Here is a 16,314-nt window from a genome sequence, read left to right on the forward strand (position 1 = left end):
AAACGCAGGCCTTGCGTGGCGGGGCTTTGCGCTACACGGCGAGCGCCCGGGCGGCGCTTGCGCGATGATGCGCGGATGCCCAGTCGCCATCCGCTCGCCCTGCTCTGCGGCCTCTGTGCCGCGGGGCTGTCGCCCGTCGTCTGCGCCGCCGATGCCGATGCCGATCCCGCCACCCTGCCGGTCGTGCAGGTGCAGGCCGCACGCGTCGCCGGGGTCGACGATTTCGACCTGCCCGCCTCGCTGACCGCGATCACCCTGGGCGACAGCAACCGCACCGGCGTGCAGGTCGCCGAGGCCTTGGCCGGCGTGCCCGGGCTGCTGGCCCGCGACCGCCAGAACTACGCGCAGGACACGCAGTTGTCGATCCGCGGCTTCGGTGCGCGTTCGGCATTCGGCGTGCGCGGCGTGCGCCTGCTGCTGGACGGCATCCCGGCGACGATGCCGGACGGCCAGGGCCAGCTGTCGCACTTCAACCTGTTGGGTGCCGAGCGCATCGAGGTGCTGCGCGGCCCGTTCTCGGCGCTGTACGGCAACTCCTCCGGCGGCGTGGTGCAGCTGTGGAGCGCCGACGGCGCGCCAGACGATCCGTGGCGGCTGCGCAGCACGGTCGGCAGCAACGGCACGGTCAGCGCCGGGGTGCAGCTGCAGGGCCAGCAAGGCGACGTGCACTACAACCTGGCCACCACCCACTTCCGCACCGACGGCTACCGCGCCCACAGCCAGGCGCGGCGCGAATCGGTCAACGCCAGGTTCGGTTTCGACCTGGCCCCCGGCCGGCGCCTGGACCTGGTGCTGAACGACCTGGACGCGCCGTGGGCGCAGGATCCGCTGGGCCTGACCCGCGCCCAGTTCCATGCCGACCCGCAGCAGGCCACCGCAGTGGCGACCCAGTTCGATACGCGCAAGTCCACGCGCCAGGCGCAGGCCGGGGCGATCTTCACCCAGCACGTGGACCAGCAGACCTGGCGACTGATGGGCTACGCCGGGCGCCGCGACGTGCAGCAATACCTGGCGGTACCGGTGGCGGTGCAGGCCAATCCGCCCAATCCGCTGCATGCCGGCGGGCTGATCGACCTGGACGGCGACTACGGTGGCGTGGATGCGCGCTGGGCCTGGCAGGGCGAGCTGGGCGGGCGGCCGTTCCAGCTCACCGCCGGCGCCAATGCCGACCGCCAGAAGCAGCACCGCACCGGCTACGAGAACTTCGTCGGCAGCACGTTGGGGGTGGAGGGCCGCTTGCGCCGCGACCAGGAGGACCAAGTGCAGAACGTGGACCAGTTCGCCCAGGCCTGGTGGCAGTTCAGCGCGCGCTGGTCGCTGCTGGCCGGCTTGCGCCACAGCCAGGTGCGGTTCCGTTCCGACGACGCCTACATCGTCGGCCGCAACCTGGACGACAGCGGCCGCACCGACTATGCGGTGACCACGCCGGTGGCCGGGGTGGTGTTCCGTGCCAGCGACGACCTGCGCTTCTACGCCTCGGCCGGCCGCGGCTTCGAGACGCCGACCTTCAACGAGCTGGGCTATCGCAACGATGGCGGCGCCGGGCTGGCGCTGGACCTGTCCGCGGCCAGGGGCGAGAACCTGGAACTGGGCGCGAAATGGCGCAACCAGGCCGGCGCGGCCTGGGAGGCGGCGCTGTTCCGCGCCACGACCGACGACGAACTGGCGGTGGCCAGCAACACCAACGGCCGCAGCACTTACCGCAACATCGGCCGCACCCGCCGCCAGGGCGCCGAAGCCAGCTACCTGCTGCCGCTGGGCGACACCGCGCAGCTGCAGTTGTCCTACACCTGGCTGCAGGCGACTGTGCGCCAGCGCTACCTGACCTGCGCCAGCAGCGGCTGCGCCACGCCCACCGCGCGGGTAGCGGCCGGTTCGCGCCTGCCCGGGGTGCCGCGCCAGCAGGTCTTCGCGCGCTGGCAGTGGCAGCCGCGCGCCTGGCAGTTCGCGGTCGAAGCGGTGGCCGCCGGCGACACCGTGGCCAACGACCTGGCCAGCGCGACCGCCCCCGGCTACGCGCTGCTGAACCTGGAGGCCTCGCGCCGCTGGAATACCGCACACGGCGCGCTACGCAGCTTCGCGCGCATCGACAACGCGCTCGATCACGCCTACATCGGCTCGGTGATCGTCAACGACGGCAACGGCCGCTACTACGAGCCGGGACCGGATCGCGGCTATACGGTCGGGCTGCAATGGGAGTTCGCGCACTGAGCGCAGCCTGCCTGCGCCGCGCGACCGCCCTCGCCTGGCCGGCTACCGTTTTTCATACGGTCTTTCGCTTCGGGCCGCTCGCCAGGCAGGGGCACGGCTAAGCTCGCGGCGGACTCATTCGGAAGCTGTCGGATGCGAACCGTTCCGATGTCTTTGCCACGTCTGCCGCCCGCGCCGTCGCGCGGTGCCGATGCCAGCGCGCCTGTCTGCGTTGCCGCCACCGCCGGCCATGCGCGCGACAGCGCGGGAGTGTTCGCCGGCCTCGGCGCTGCGCCGGTCAGGCGCGTGCGCACGGCACCGCGTTCGGTCGCGGCAAACGCGACACCGTCATGTGGCGCGCGCCTGCTGCAGATCGATGCGCAAACCGCTGATCTGGCCAGTGCGCTTGCCCACGTGGATGACGCATCGGCGCAGTCGCCCGGACAGGATCCGCAAGGGGAGATGCGCTGCCGCGTGGTGCTCGAATGCATGCGCGCCTGCGCCGGCGAATCCTATACGGCCGAACTGGCGGCGGTCGCCGATATCGGCGGGCTGCATCTCGATGCGCCGATGTCCACGCCGCGGTTGAAACTGTGGGAGGGCGCGACGGATGAGGCGATCATCGTGGTGCTGGGCTTTTCCGGCACGCGCCCGGATGCTGCGAACGATCTGTTGTGCGACATGAAGAGTCAGCTCGCCCAGCCGCACGTCAACATGCTGGACGAGCGCCTGCCGACGTTGGGCAAGCTGGGAGTGGGCTGGCAGGAATGGTGGCAGTCCGAAGCGCAGTTGCCGCGCACCGACGGAGTCGTCATGAAGGACCTGCTGACCCGCTACGCGGACCGCGCGCGCGGCAGCGGCAAGGCACTGTCGGTGTCATTGACCGGGCATAGCCTGGGCGCGGCAGTGGCCACGGTCGCCGGCTTCGATATCGCGCACTTCCTGCGTGCGGGCGGGGCCAGCGGCAAGGTCAGCGTATATGCCTTTAACCCGCCACGCCTTGGGCAAGCGGGCATCGAGACGCTCTATGTGGATACCCTGAAATCGGAGCACACCGCATTGCGATTCTCGCTGCGCCAGTTCGTCCGCGAGCTGGATCCGATCCAGTCCACGCCGTTGTTCATGCATCACCCGCACTGGGAGCACGACAGCGACGCCGATGCCGACGCCAGCGGCGATCGCTTCGCGCAGTTCGTCACCGCCACCGACCAGCCGGCGAGCATGATCAATCTGGCGGACAACCACGAATTGACGCTGTGGCGCCCGTATTTCCTGTCCACGATCGAACCGGCCGAGTTGCAGCGCATCTTCGCTCCCATGCAGGTGCCGCCAGCGCCATCCGCGGACGCGGGTGTTTCCCGCAGGGAGTTCCTGACGCCGTTCCTGCCGCACCGTGAGCTGCCGATCGAGAACGGGCAGGAGTGACGCTGCGGCCTACGTACCCGCTGCGTAGAACAACGCGCCCGCTGCTGCCTGGCGGGCGATCGCAGCGAAGACGCGCGCCGTGATCGGCACGCTTGCCAGGTCCGGCATCTGCCAGCGCTGGGCGGTCGGCGCTGCTTGCGCTCAACCCATACCGAGGCCGAGCCGGCGGTACAGCGTGCTGCGGCTGATCCCGAGCTGGCGCGCGGCGCCTGCGACGTTGCCGCCGCAGGCCTCCAGCGCCTGGCGCATCGCCGCCAGGGCGAGGCTGTCCAGGTCGGTCCGGGTAAGTGGCGCGTTCGCGCGCATCGCATGCGGTTCGCCCTGCGATCCGCCCTGCCCTGGCGTCGCGCCGCCCCCTGCCGTGTGCATGCGCCGCGCCGCGCCTGGCAGATAGGCCGGCAACGCATCTGCATCCACCACGGCACCGGCGTCGCTCAGCGCGACCAGGGTGCGCAGGCAGGCCACCAGCTGGCGCAGGTTGCCGGGCCACGCATAGGCGCTCAGCGCCGCCAGCGCCGCCGCGCTCATGCGCCGGCCCTGCCCCACCCGCGCCCACAGTTCCTGCACCACGCCACGCCGATCCGGATGCACGCGCAGCGCCGGAATCTGCACGCCGTGCTGGGCGATGCGGTAATACAGGTCGGGGCGGAAACGGTGTTCGGCCATCGCCTCGTCCAGGTCGCGATGGGTGGCGCAGATCAGCGCGAAATCCAGCTTCACCGGTTTGCCGCCGCCCAATGGCAGCAGCTCGCGTTCCTGCAAGACGCGCAGCAGGCGCGGCTGCAGCGCCAGCGGCATGTCGCCGATTTCGTCCAGGAACAGCACCCCACCCTCGGCCTGGCGCAGCAGGCCCGGACTGCCGTGCTTGCGCGCGCCGGTGAAGGCGCCGTCCTCGTAGCCGAACAGTTCGGCCTCGATCAGGCCTTCCGGCAGCGCCACGCAATTCACCGCGACGAACGGCTTGCCGGCGCGCGCGCTGCGCCGATGCAGTTCGCGCGCGAACATTTCCTTGCCGGTGCCGGTCTCGCCCTGCACCAGCACCGGCAACTGCGCGTCGAGTACGCGCCGTGCGCGTTCCAGCGCCAGTTCCTGCGCGGCATCGAACAGCGGCGCATCGGCATGCGGCTGCGCGTGCGTGGCCGTGGATACGGTGATCGGCGGCGGCGGCGGCGAACGCCGCCGCGGCAACGCCTCGCCCGCGCTGTCCACGCGCCCGTGCAGCGCGCGGCCCTGCAGATCGATCACGCTGCCGTGCTGGCGCAACTGCGATAGCGGCTGTTCGAACAGGGCCGCGTGGGGCGCGCGGCCCAGGTCGTGCCGCTCCAGCCCGAACAGGCGCAGGCCGGCCTGGTTGGCGGCGACCAGCGTGCCGTTGCGGAACGCGAGCAGGCCTTCGTGCGCGGTGCCGAGCAGCGCTGGGTCGTGGTGCACGCGCAGCAGTTCGCACTCGGCGATGGCGTCGTCGAAATAGCGGTGCTCGATGCTGGCCACCGCCCTGCGCGCCAGGCCCAGCGCGTGCATGTGCTGCACGCTGGCATCGCCGGAAATGTCCAGCACACCGGTCAGCTGGCCGTAGGGATCGAAGATCGGCACCGCGGCGCAGCTGAGGATCCGGTGCGGCGCGAAGTAATGCTCGCCGCCGCGCACTTCCACCGAACGGCTCTCCACGATGGCGGTGCCGATCGCGTTGGTGCCGACCTGGGTCTCGCTCCAGCACGCGCCCGGCATCAGCGCCACGCGCCCGGCCTTGTCGAGGAAGCCCGGGCTGCCCTCGGCATCGAGGATCCAGCCGTCTTCGTTGGTCAGCAGCACGATGCTGCCGGTAGCGGCGACATCGCCGGCCAGGCCGTCCAGTTCGGCACGGGCCAGCCGCCACAGGCGTTCGTGCGCTGCGCGCAATTCGCGCAGGCGCGGCGCGCTGACCGGCTCGATCGGCGGCGTGCCCTGCGCCGGCAGGCCCAGGCGCTGGCAGCGCTGCCACGACTGCAGGATGGTATCCGGCACCTGGCCGACCGGAGCGCCGCCGCGCTCGAAGAAGATCCGGCGGGCGTGGCCGAGCTGGTGCTGCGATTGCTGGTGCGCCATGACGGCTCCGCTGTCGCAGATTGCGACAGGTGGTGGGACAGGTGTTCCGATAAACAGCACATCCGCCGCCAGCGCGCAATCGGCACGCGTGACGCGCTGCAGCAGGAATGCAGCCTGCGCGCCCATTGGCCGCGGCGCGCGGCCATGACGCGGCGCAACAGCGAAAACCTGGCATCGCTCTTGCGGTGACTGCCTATCTGGATGGGCGTGTCCCATTCCTTTCCTACCGCCGCAGGAGACACCGATGAACGCCGTCACCACCGCCAAGCCGCATGCCACCGATCCGCAGTCCATCTTCAAGTCGCGCTACGGCAATTTCATCGGCGGGCGCTGGGTGGAACCCGGGAGCGGCCGCTACTTCGACAACAGCACGCCGATCACCGGCAAGGTGTTCACCTCGGTGGCGCGCTCCGACGCACAGGACATCGAGGCCGCGCTGGACGCCGCGCACGCGGCAAAGGACGCCTGGGGCAAGACCTCGGCGACCGAGCGCAGCAACGCGCTGCTGAAGATCGCCGACCGCATCGAGCAAAATCTCGAGCTGCTGGCCTATGCCGAAACCTGGGACAACGGCAAGCCGCTGCGCGAAACGCTCAACGCCGACGTGCCGCTGTGCGCTGACCACTTCCGCTATTTCGCCGGCGCCATCCGCGCGCAGGAAGGCGGCATCTCCGAGATCGACAGCGACACCATCGCCTACCACTTCCACGAGCCGCTGGGCGTGGTCGGGCAGATCATCCCGTGGAACTTCCCGCTGCTGATGGCGTGCTGGAAGCTGGCGCCTGCGATCGCCGCCGGTAACTGCGTGGTGATGAAGCCGGCCGAGCAGACCCCGGCCTCGATTCTGGTCTTGATGGAAGTGATCGGCGACCTGCTCCCCGCCGGCGTGCTCAACGTGGTCAATGGCTTCGGCCTGGAAGCGGGCAAGCCGCTGGCCAGCAGCCCGCGCATCGCCAAGATCGCCTTCACCGGCGAGACCACCACCGGCCGGCTGATCATGCAGTACGCCAGTCAGAACCTGATCCCGGTGACGCTGGAGCTGGGCGGCAAGTCGCCGAACATCTTCTTCGCCGACGTGATGGCCGAGGACGACGATTTCCTCGACAAGGCGATCGAAGGTTTCGTGCTGTTCGCATTCAACCAGGGCGAGGTATGCACCTGCCCGTCGCGCGCGCTGATCCAGGAGTCGATCTACGACAGGTTCATGGAAAAGGCGCTCAAGCGCGTGGCCGCGATCAAGCAGGGCAATCCGCTGGATCCCAACACCATGGTCGGCGCGCAGGCTTCCAGCGAGCAACTGGAGAAGATCCTGTCCTACATCGACATCGGCAGGCAGGAAGGCGCCGAGGTGCTGATCGGCGGCGAGCGCAACGCCCTCGACGGCGAGCTGGCCGGCGGCTTCTACGTCAAGCCGACCGTGTTCAAGGGCCACAACAAGATGCGCGTGTTCCAGGAGGAGATCTTCGGGCCGGTGGTGTCGGTGACCACGTTCAAGGACGAGGCCGACGCGCTGGCGATCGCCAACGACACGCTGTACGGCTTGGGCGCCGGCGTGTGGAGCCGCGATGCGTCGCGGCTGTACCGCATGGGCCGCGCGATCCAGGCCGGGCGGGTGTGGACCAACTGCTACCACACCTATCCGGCGCATGCCGCGTTCGGCGGCTACAAGCAGTCGGGCATCGGCCGCGAGAACCACAAGATGATGCTCGACCATTACCAGCAGACCAAGAACCTGCTGGTCAGCTACTCACCCAAGGCGCTGGGCTTCTTCTGAGTCCGCCGCGGCCGTGGGGCCGCCGCGCTCAGCGGTGGCCCCGCGCGTCGCGCGTGCTCACGCCGGGCGTGGCGCTGTCGGCGCATGGTGACGCACGTCAGTGCCGTGCGCGCCTGTCGCCCCGGTCGCCGCCCGTGCGTCCAGCCCGACACGCGGCCGCGCCAGGGCATTGCAGGCGACGCCGCTTCCTGATTTGGATCAAAGCGCACCATCGCCCAATCAGCGATGGTGCTGTCATCCGTTCTCCCAAGGAGTGCTGCATGAACAAGACAATGAAAGCCGCCGTGGTCCGCGCGTTCGGCCAGCCGCTGACGATCGAGGAAGTGGAGGTGCCGCGGCCGCAGGCCGGCGACATCCTGGTCAAGATCGAAGCCTGTGGCGTGTGCCACACCGATTTGCATGCGGCCGAGGGCGACTGGCCGGTAAAGCCGAATCCGCCGTTCATTCCCGGCCACGAGGGCGTGGGCCATGTGGTCGCGGTCGGCGCTGGCGTGAATCATGTCAAGGAAGGCGACCGGGTCGGCATTCCGTGGCTGTATTCGGCCTGCGGGCACTGCGAGCACTGCCTGGGCGGCTGGGAGACGCTGTGCGAGGCGCAGCAGAACTCCGGTTACTCGGTCAACGGCGGTTTCGCCGAGTACGCGCTGGCCAACGCCAACTACATCGGCCATCTGCCGAAGAACATCGGCTTCGTCGAGATCGCGCCGATCCTGTGCGCCGGCGTCACCGTGTACAAGGGCCTGAAGGTCACCGACACCAAGCCCGGCAACTGGGTGGTGATCTCCGGCATCGGCGGGCTCGGCCACATGGCGGTGCAGTACGCCAAGGCGATGGGCCTGAACGTGGCCGCGGTGGACGTGGACGACGCCAAGCTGGCGCTGGCCCGGCGCCTGGGCGCCACGGTGACGGTGAATGCGCTGACCACCGACCCGGTGGCCTATCTGAAGAAGGAGATCGGCGGCGCGCACGGCGCGCTGGTCACCGCGGTGTCGCCGAAGGCGTTCGAGCAGGCGATCGGCATGGTCCGCCGCGGCGGCACGGTGTCGCTCAATGGGCTGCCGCCGGGCCATTTTCCGCTGGACATCTTCGGTATGGTGCTCAACGGCGTGACCGTGCGCGGCTCCATCGTCGGCACCCGCCTGGATCTGCAGGAGTCGCTGGACTTCGCCGAGCAGGGCTGGGTCGCCGCGACCGTGGCCACCGCCAGGCTGGAGAACATCAACGCCGTGTTCGCGCGCATGCGCGCCGGCCAGATCGAAGGCCGCATCGTGTTGGACATGGCGGCCTGATGAGCAACGCCGCGCCCGTCTCTGCGTTACCGCTGCAGGTGCTGGCGACAGTGCCGGCGCTGCAGCTGATCGACACGCTGCGCGCGCGGCACGGGCCGCTGCTGTTCCACCAGTCGGGCGGCTGTTGCGACGGGTCCTCGCCGATGTGCTATCCGCAGGACGACTTCATCGTCGGCGACCGCGACGTGCAGCTGGGCGAGATCGGCGGCGCACCGTTCTACATCGGCGCCTCGCAGTTCGACTACTGGAAGCACACCCAGCTGATCATCGACGTGGTGCCAGGGCGCGGCGGCATGTTCTCGTTGGAAAACGGTGAGGGCGTGCGCTTCCTGGTGCGCTCGCGGCTGTTCGGCGACGCGGAGTACGCGGCGTTGCAGGCGGCGGGGAAGGTGTGAGGGGGGGGCAATACCGCAACCGCTTGTGCATCGTCCCGGGCGCACGAATATTGTGGGAGCGACTTCAGTCGCAACGGGCCTTACCGGTAAAGCCTGTCGCGACTGAAGTCGCTCCCACAATTGCCCTGACAGGCCGACAGGCCTAAGGCGCCTTTGACAGCACGAACGGCGACACCGGATCGCTGGCCGGGAAGGTCGCTTCCAGCGCCTCGTCCTGATTGGCGTCGGCATGCTGCCTGTGCGCGTGTTCCTCGCTGGCGCTATCGGCGGCGGCGGCGTCGGGCGCAGGCCGGTCCGCGCCGGTGCGCGGCTCGTGTTCGACGATGGTCTCGGGACTGTCGCCGGCGCCGCGGTCCTCGCGGTCCTGGCCGTCGCGCTTGCCGCGTTGTTCGCCGGGAACCGGGTCGTTGCGACGCAGCGGGTCGGTGGGTGTGGACATGGCCGATTCCTCCGGTTGGGGTTGGGGAACGTGCGGACAGTGCAGCGCGATGCCGGTGAAGCGGCTGCGAATCGCAATGCGTCCACACGACTGTCACCAACGGCTAACGGCACCGGCGCTACTGCTGCCCATCCCCATGCCGCCGATGCCGCCCGGAGCTTCCGCCATGTGCCCCAGCGCCCGCCCCGATCCGCTGTTGTTCAATGCCCACCTGGATCCGTTGCCGGCCATGCCGCCGCAAGGTCCCGGCGATGCTCCAGGTCCGCGTCCGCACGACGCAGCGGACTACCGCCAATACAGCCTGGCCGACTATCGCCAGCGCCGCGACCGCCATGGCACCCCATGGCGCGACCTGTGCCCGGCCTACGCGTTCGCGCTGCGCACCCACGCCGGCGGCTGGCCGCGCGCGCCCATAGCCGACACCGACGGCGAACTGGCCGCGCACTGGGAGCAGGTCCGCGGCGAGTCGCAGCTGAACTGGCACCAGGCGCGGCCGGTGATCGAGGATGCGTGGCAGGCGCTGGACCATCTGCCGGCGCCGGCGCTGCGCGTGGAGGCGCACTGATGGCGCGCCCGATCTGGACCGGCACCCTGTCCTTCGGCCTGCTCAACGTACCGGTGGCGCTGATGTCCGGCGAGCGCCGCGTCGATCTGCATTTCCGCATGCTCGATGCGCGCGACAAGCGCCCGATCCGCTTCGAGCGGGTCAACGCTGACACCGGCGAGGAGGTGCCGTGGAAGGACATCGTCAAGGCCTTCGAGTACAGCAAGGGCAACTACGTGATGGTCGAGCAGCAGGACATCGCCTCGGCCGCGCCGGAAAGCCACGAGACGGTGGAAGTCGAGGCCTTCGTCGACGCCGCCGACATCGACCTGCGCTATTTCGAGAAGCCCTACGTGCTGGTGCCGGGCAAGAAGGCGGAGAAGGGCTACGTGCTGCTGCGCGAGACGCTGCGCGCCACCGGCAAGGCCGGCATCGCGCGGGTGGTGATCCGCACCCGCGAATACCTGTCAGCGGTGCTGCCGCAGGAAGACGCGCTGGTGCTGATCCTGCTGCGCTATCCGCAGGAACTGGTCGATCTGGACGACTACACGCTGCCCGGCGGCAAGGCCGCCGACTACCGAATCAGCGCCAAGGAGACCGAGATGGCCGCACAGCTGATCGACTCCATGTCCGGCAAGTGGGATCCGGGGTCCTATCACGACGAGTTCCGCGAGCGCCTGCAGGCGGTGATCCAGAAGCGGATCGAGGCGCAGCAAGGCAGCGCCCAGGTGGAGGATGGTGCCGACACGCCGCAGCGCGAGGACGCCGCCACCAACGTGGTCGATTTCATGTCGCTGCTGCAGAAGAGCCTGGACGCCAAGCGCCGCACCCCGGCGAAGCAGGCGGAGGTGTCGGTGCCGGTGCGCAAGACCGCGAGAACGCCTACCAGGAAAGCGGCGAAGAAGGCGGCCAAGCCTGGCGTGAAATCCGCAAGCAAGGCCAAGCCGGCGAAGAAGGCCGCCGCAAGCAACGCGCAGGCGCGGCGCAAGGCGGGGTAGGGCGCGATGACGCTGCGCGAGTACGTCCGCAAACGCCGCTTCGGCGCGACCCCGGAACCGACCGACGACAGCGTCGCGGCGCCGTCGCGGCGGCCGATCTTCGTCGTGCAGCTGCACCATGCCAGTTCGCGCCATTACGATTTCCGCCTGGAAGCCGATGGCGTACTGAAGAGTTGGGCGGTGCCGAAGGGCCCGTCGCTGCGGGTCGGCGAAAAGCGGCTGGCGGTGCAGGTGGAAGACCATCCGCTGTCCTATGCCGGTTTCGCCGGCGACATTCCCGAGGGCCATTACGGCGCCGGCCATGTGGATGTGTTCGATCACGGCACCTGGTCGTGCGACGGCGAACCGCTGGCCGCGATCGCCGCCGGCAAGTTGGATTTCGTGCTGCACGGAGAGCGCCTCAACGGCAACTGGAAACTGGTGCGCACCGCGCTGCGCGGCAAGCAGCCGCAGTGGCTGCTGATCAAGCGCGACGACGCGTTCGCCGCCGATCGCGAGGCCGACGACCTGCTGCAGGATGCGCCGGCGGCCGCGCCGAAACGCGCCGCCAAGGCGACGAAGGCCAGCAAGGCAAAACCCACGCGCGGCCAAGCGCCCGCCGCAACTGCCGCAACACCCGCAGCGCGGCCCCGGCGCAGCGACGCAGCCTGGCGCAAGCGCGCGTTGGCGCTGGACGGCGCGCACGATCGTCCGTGTCCGCCAGGCGAGCGTGCACAGCTGACCACCCTGCGCGAGCGCGCGCCCGACGGCGCGCAGTGGCTGCATGAAATCAAATGGGACGGCTATCGCCTGCTCGCCGATCTCGACGCCGGCCAGGCGACGCTGCGCTCGCGCAACGACCAGGCTTGGACCGAGACCTTTGCCGAGGTCGCTCACGCGGTGCAGGCGTTGCCGGTGAACGAGGCACGGCTGGACGGCGAGCTGGTGGTGCTCGATGCCGATGGCCGCAGCGATTTCTCAGCGTTGCAACGGGTCATCGACGGCAGCTCCAAGCAGCCGCTGCGCTACCTGGTGTTCGACCTGCTCGGCGTGGCCGGTGTTGACCTGCGCGACATGCCGCTGCTGCAGCGCAAGCACCTGTTGCGCGCGTTGCTGGGCGATGCGCCGGGCGTGCTGGCCTACAGCGACCACGTGCTCGGCCATGGCTCGGAGGTGTTCGCCGCGGCGGCGGCGAAGGGCTACGAGGGCGTGGTCAGCAAGCGCGCGGACGCGCGCCATCACGGCGGCCGCGGCGGCGACTGGGTCAAGACCAAGCACGAGAACAGCGACGATTTCGCCATCGTCGGCTACACCGATCCCAAGGGTGCGCGCAACGGCTTCGGCTCGCTGCTGCTGGCGCAGCGCAGCGCTGACGGGTTGCGCTATGTCGGCCGTGTCGGCACCGGTTTCGACGAATCCGGCCTGCGGCGGTTGCTTGCGCAGCTGCAGGCATTGCACAGCGAGCAGGCGGCGGTGGACCTTCCCGCGCATGCGCCGTTCCCGCGGCGCAGCGTGCACTGGGTGCGGCCGCAGTTGGTGGCCGAAGTCGCCTTCCGCGGCTGGGCCAAGGAAGGCTTGTTGCGCCAGGCCGCGTTCAAGCGCCTGCGCGAGGACAAGCCGCTGCAGGATCTTGGCGGCGATCGTGCGCTGCCACCGGCGGCAGCCAAGGGTAGCCATGCCGTGGCGGCGCGCGCTGCGGCGTCGGCGAAGAAGACCGCGCCGGCCGCGCGTGGGTCGGCCACGCTGGCGAAACGCAGCGCCTCGAACGGCGCTGCCGCGAAAAGCGGCGCCGCCAGGCGCAAGCCGGCGACTGCCAAGCCTGTGCCGCGCGCAAGCGCCGCGGCACGGAAGGCCGCTTCCTCCGCCAGCACCGATGCCGCGGCCGCAGCGGTTGTCCTCACCCACCCCGAGCGCGTGGTGTACCCGGGCGCCGGCATCAGCAAGGGCGAGGTCGCCGATTACTACCGCGCCATCGCGCGATGGCTGCTGCAGGAGGTCGCCGGGCGGCCGCTGTCGCTGCTGCGCTGCCCCGAAGGTGCCGGCGGCGAATGCTTCTTCCAGAAGCACAACAACCGCGCGCTCGGCCAGCACGTGCAGGCGATCGCGCTGAAGCAGAAGAGCGGCACCGAGGACTACCTGTACATCGACGATCTCGCCGGCCTGCTGGAACTGGTGCAGATGAACACCCTGGAGCTGCATCCCTGGGGATCGACCGTGGACGATCCCGAGCATCCCGACCGGCTGGTGTTCGACCTGGACCCGGGCGAGGGCGTGAGCTGGGCGCAGATCAAGGCCGCCGCGCGCGAGATCCGCACCCGCCTGCGCGAGACCGGGCTGGAGAGTTTCGTGCGCCTGTCCGGCGGCAAGGGCCTGCACGTGGTGGTGCCGATCGTGCCCGCTGCGGATTGGGAGCAGGCGCGCGATTTCTGCGAAGCCTTCGCCCAGGCGCTGACCGCGTCCGCGCCCGAGCGCTACGTGGCAACGATGAGCAAGGCCAAGCGCAGCGGGGTGATCTTCGTCGATTGGCTGCGCAACGGCCGCGGCAATACCAGCGTGTGCTCGTGGTCGCTGCGCGCGCGCACGCACGCCGCCGTGGCGGTGCCGCTACGCTGGGAGGAATTGGCGCGGATCGCCTCGTCGCAAGCGTTCCCGCTAGCCAAGGCGCTGCAACGCGCCGCGCGCCTGCGCGAGCATCCGTGGAAGGAGATGGCGACGCTAGAGCAGCGGTTGCCTGGGAGCTGAGCCGGCGGGCGGCCGCGGATTGCGGCTTCCCTTTGTCGTTTTTTCCCGCACCTGCTGGCGTATCGCGTCGCGGCTGAAGTCGCTCCCACACTGGATCCAGGCGCTGACCGCGCAACAGACGCAGCTCCTTGCAGGAGCGGCTTCAGCCGCGACGAACGGAGCCTGGGTCCAGCCGTTGGCATCGACCTCTACACACGAGCGCAGTCACCGCAGTGCCGCGAGCAGTGAATGTGCCAGTGCCGCCATCCACGGTGCAGCCACTAGCGCGATGCTCGCGTAGGCGGCAACCGCAACCGCAACCGCTGCCGCGCCCACTACGCCACTTACGGCGACACAGCGGATTCGCGGGTGACCCGCGCCAGCGAATCGCGCGAGATCGCCGCGATCGACCTGGCCCCGGTCAGCGTCATCGCCACCCGCATTTCCTTCTCCACCAGGGTCAGCAGGTTCTCCACCCCGGCCTGGCCGGCCGCGGCCAGCGCATACACGAAGGCGCGGCCGAGCAGCACCGCGTCGGCACCGAGCGCTAGCATGCGCACCACGTCCAGGCCACTGCGGATGCCGGAGTCGGCCAGGATCTTCAGTTCGCCCTTCACCGCGTCGGCGATCGCCGGCAGTGCGCGCGCGCTGGATAGCACGCCGTCGAGCTGGCGCCCGCCATGGTTGGAGACCACGATGCCGTCGGCGCCGAAGCGCACCGCGTCGCGCGCATCGTCGGGGTCGAGGATGCCCTTGATCACCATCGGCCCCGTCCAGAACTCGCGGATCCATTCCAGGTCCTTCCACGCAATCGACGGGTCGAAGTTCGCGCCGAGCCAGCCGATGTAATCCGCCAGCCCGGTCGGGCTGCCGCGGTAGGCGGAGATGTTGCCCAGGTCGTGCGGGCGCCCGAGCAGGCCCACGTCCCAGGCCCAGCGCGGATGGGTCGCGGCCTGCAGCATGCGCCGCAACGGCGCGTTCGGCCCGCTCATGCCCGAGTGCGCATCGCGGTAGCGCGCGCCGGGCGTGGGCATGTCCACGGTGAACACCAACGTGGTCACGCCCGCGGCCCTGGCCCGCTCCAGCGCGTTGCGCATGAAGCCGCGGTCCTTGAGCACGTACAGCTGGAACCACATCGGCCGGCCGATCGCCGGCGCCACTTCCTCGATCGGGCACACCGACACCGTGGACAGGGTGAACGGCACGCCCTTGGCCGCCGCCGCACGCGCGGCCTGCACCTCGCCGCGGCGCGCGTACATGCCGGTCAGCCCGACTGGGGCCAGCGCCAGCGGCAGCGCCAGGCGCTCGCCGAACAGCTCGGTCTCCAGATTCAGCTCGGCCATGTCGCGCAGCACCCGCTGGCGCAGTGCGATGTCGGCCAGGTCTGCGACGTTGCGCCGCAGCGTGTGCTCGGCGTAGGCGCCGCCGTCGATGTAGTGGAACAGGAACGGCGGCAGCCGCGCTTGGGCGGCTGCGCGGTAATCGGAAGCGGCGGAAATGATCATCGGCGCGGGTCGTCGGGAGAGGAGGGCAGGCGCGCGGCGCGCGCGCGGCGCGCTTCGTCGTCGTCGAGACTGCGCAACGCGGTGTGCACAAAGGCCAGGTGCGCATGCGCGGCGTCGCGTGCCCGTTCGGGCTCGCCGGCCAGGATCGCGTCGCGCAGCCCGCGGTGCTGCGTCAGCAGCGGGGCGAAAGTGCGCGGCGACTGGAACAGCGCGTGCCGGCTCTGCGAGATGTTGGTGTGCAGCAGGTCGAACAGGCCGCGCATCACCTGCAGCAGCACGCGGTTGTGCGCGGCCTCGGCGATGGCCAGGTGGAAGTCGGCGTCGGCGCGCGCCTCGGCCGCTGCATCGCCCTGCGTATGTGCCTGCAGCATCGCCTCGAATGCGGCGGCGATGCGCGCGCGGTCGGCGTCGGTGGCGCGCAGCGCGGCGTGCCAGGCGGTGGCGCCTTCCAGCGCATGGCGGGTCTCCAGCACGTCGAAGCGGTACGCCGGATCGCCCTGCAGCAGCGGCAGGAACGGCTGCAGCGGCGCCACCACCTGCTCCTCGGGCGTGTGCGGACGCTGCACGTAGGTGCCGCCGCCGGCGCGAGCGCGCAGCAAGCCCTGGCTGGCGAGCTGGGCGATCGCCTCGCGCAACGCGGTGCGCGACACGCCCAGCTGCAGCGCCAGCGTGCGCTCGGCCGGCAGGCGCGCGTCCGCTTGCAGCCCGTGCTGTGCGATCAGCGCACGCAATTGCGCGGCGACGCGGTCGCTGAGGCGGCCGCCGCCGAGCGCGGGCGCAGCTCCCGCGCTGGCAGGATCGTGCTGGCCTGCCGCTGGCCGGGAGCGGGTGCCGGCCTTCGCGGACGTGGATGAGTTGGTCATACCAAAAGCTGCCTAGCGCAACGCCGAACGCCATTAGATCGCGGCACATCCGGCCAAGTCAAACGCGGGCAACGAGATCACCCTGGATATTGGTCATACCAATCGCC

Annotated in this window: 13 protein-coding genes; 9 read left to right on the top strand and 4 right to left on the bottom strand. The window is 70.0% G+C overall.

Going from position 1 to position 16,314, the window contains the following annotated elements; translation table 11 throughout:
* The first annotated feature begins 75 nt into the window (after positions 1-75).
* Together E4A48_RS17085 and xopAP are read left to right on the top strand one after the other, a co-directional pair.
* Positions 76-2,211, top strand: coding sequence for a TonB-dependent receptor family protein (locus E4A48_RS17085; protein ID WP_142742845.1), 2,136 nt, complete (start codon positions 76-78; stop codon positions 2,209-2,211).
* A gap of 147 nt (positions 2,212-2,358) precedes the next feature.
* Entirely contained in the window at positions 2,359-3,615 is a 1,257-nt protein-coding gene (xopAP, locus tag E4A48_RS17090; RefSeq protein ID WP_058196150.1) for a XopAP family type III secretion system effector, read from the top strand.
* Positions 3,616-3,756: 141 nt separating this feature from the next.
* Here the strand turns inward: xopAP and E4A48_RS17095 are convergent, their stop codons facing one another.
* Entirely contained in the window at positions 3,757-5,700 is a 1,944-nt protein-coding gene (locus E4A48_RS17095) for a sigma-54-dependent Fis family transcriptional regulator (RefSeq protein WP_039004776.1), read from the bottom strand.
* Between E4A48_RS17095 and E4A48_RS17100 the strand changes: the two genes are divergently transcribed.
* The 4 genes from E4A48_RS17100 (at position 5,665) to E4A48_RS17115 (ending at position 9,158) form a co-directional block, all read left to right on the top strand.
* Positions 5,665-5,889 carry a hypothetical protein gene (locus E4A48_RS17100; RefSeq protein WP_039004777.1) on the top strand — a complete coding sequence of 75 codons (225 nt, stop codon included), beginning with the start codon at positions 5,665-5,667 and terminating at the stop codon, positions 5,887-5,889. The two genes, E4A48_RS17095 and E4A48_RS17100, sit on opposite strands and share 36 nt — an antisense overlap.
* Before the next feature lie 55 nt (positions 5,890-5,944).
* Positions 5,945-7,474: an aldehyde dehydrogenase gene (gene adh / locus E4A48_RS17105; protein ID WP_039004779.1), complete on the top strand. Its 1,530-nt coding sequence runs from the start codon at positions 5,945-5,947 to the stop codon at positions 7,472-7,474.
* A gap of 260 nt (positions 7,475-7,734) precedes the next feature.
* Positions 7,735-8,763, top strand: a complete 1,029-nt coding sequence (adhP, locus tag E4A48_RS17110) for an alcohol dehydrogenase AdhP (RefSeq protein WP_039004780.1) — start codon at positions 7,735-7,737, stop codon at positions 8,761-8,763.
* A complete protein-coding gene (locus E4A48_RS17115) occupies positions 8,763-9,158 on the top strand; it encodes a DUF779 domain-containing protein (RefSeq protein ID WP_039004782.1) in 396 nt (131 codons plus the stop codon). Before adhP ends, E4A48_RS17115 begins: the two co-directional genes overlap by 1 nt.
* Positions 9,159-9,300: 142 nt before the next feature.
* Here E4A48_RS17115 and E4A48_RS17120 read toward each other — a convergent pair whose 3' ends face one another.
* Positions 9,301-9,597 (bottom strand): hypothetical protein, encoded by a 297-nt coding sequence (locus tag E4A48_RS17120; protein WP_142742846.1) that lies wholly within the window; start codon positions 9,595-9,597, stop codon positions 9,301-9,303.
* Positions 9,598-9,763: 166 nt separating this feature from the next.
* Here E4A48_RS17120 and E4A48_RS17125 point away from each other — a divergent pair, with 166 nt between their 5' ends.
* From E4A48_RS17125 to ligD, 3 genes are read left to right on the top strand one after another with little or no spacing between them, the layout of a single operon-like run.
* Positions 9,764-10,162: a hypothetical protein gene (locus tag E4A48_RS17125; protein ID WP_039004784.1), complete on the top strand. Its 399-nt coding sequence runs from the start codon at positions 9,764-9,766 to the stop codon at positions 10,160-10,162.
* Entirely contained in the window at positions 10,162-11,139 is a 978-nt protein-coding gene (gene ku, locus E4A48_RS17130; protein WP_039004786.1) for a non-homologous end joining protein Ku, read from the top strand. Before E4A48_RS17125 ends, ku begins: the two co-directional genes overlap by 1 nt.
* A gap of 6 nt (positions 11,140-11,145) precedes the next feature.
* Entirely contained in the window at positions 11,146-13,860 is a 2,715-nt protein-coding gene (ligD, locus tag E4A48_RS17135) for a DNA ligase D (RefSeq protein WP_142742847.1), read from the top strand.
* A 323-nt stretch (positions 13,861-14,183) separates the two neighbouring features.
* On the opposite strand, the gene lldD is transcribed toward ligD, so the two are convergent.
* Entirely contained in the window at positions 14,184-15,344 is a 1,161-nt protein-coding gene (lldD, locus tag E4A48_RS17140; protein ID WP_142742848.1) for an FMN-dependent L-lactate dehydrogenase LldD, read from the bottom strand.
* Positions 15,341-16,207 carry a transcriptional regulator LldR gene (lldR, locus tag E4A48_RS17145; protein WP_142742849.1) on the bottom strand — a complete coding sequence of 289 codons (867 nt, stop codon included), beginning with the start codon at positions 16,205-16,207 and terminating at the stop codon, positions 15,341-15,343. Before lldR ends, lldD begins: the two co-directional genes overlap by 4 nt.
* Positions 16,208-16,314: the final 107 nt, after the last annotated feature.

This window comes from Xanthomonas translucens pv. cerealis, from assembly GCF_006838285.1.
GTDB classification, from domain to species: domain Bacteria; phylum Pseudomonadota; class Gammaproteobacteria; order Xanthomonadales; family Xanthomonadaceae; genus Xanthomonas_A; species Xanthomonas_A cerealis.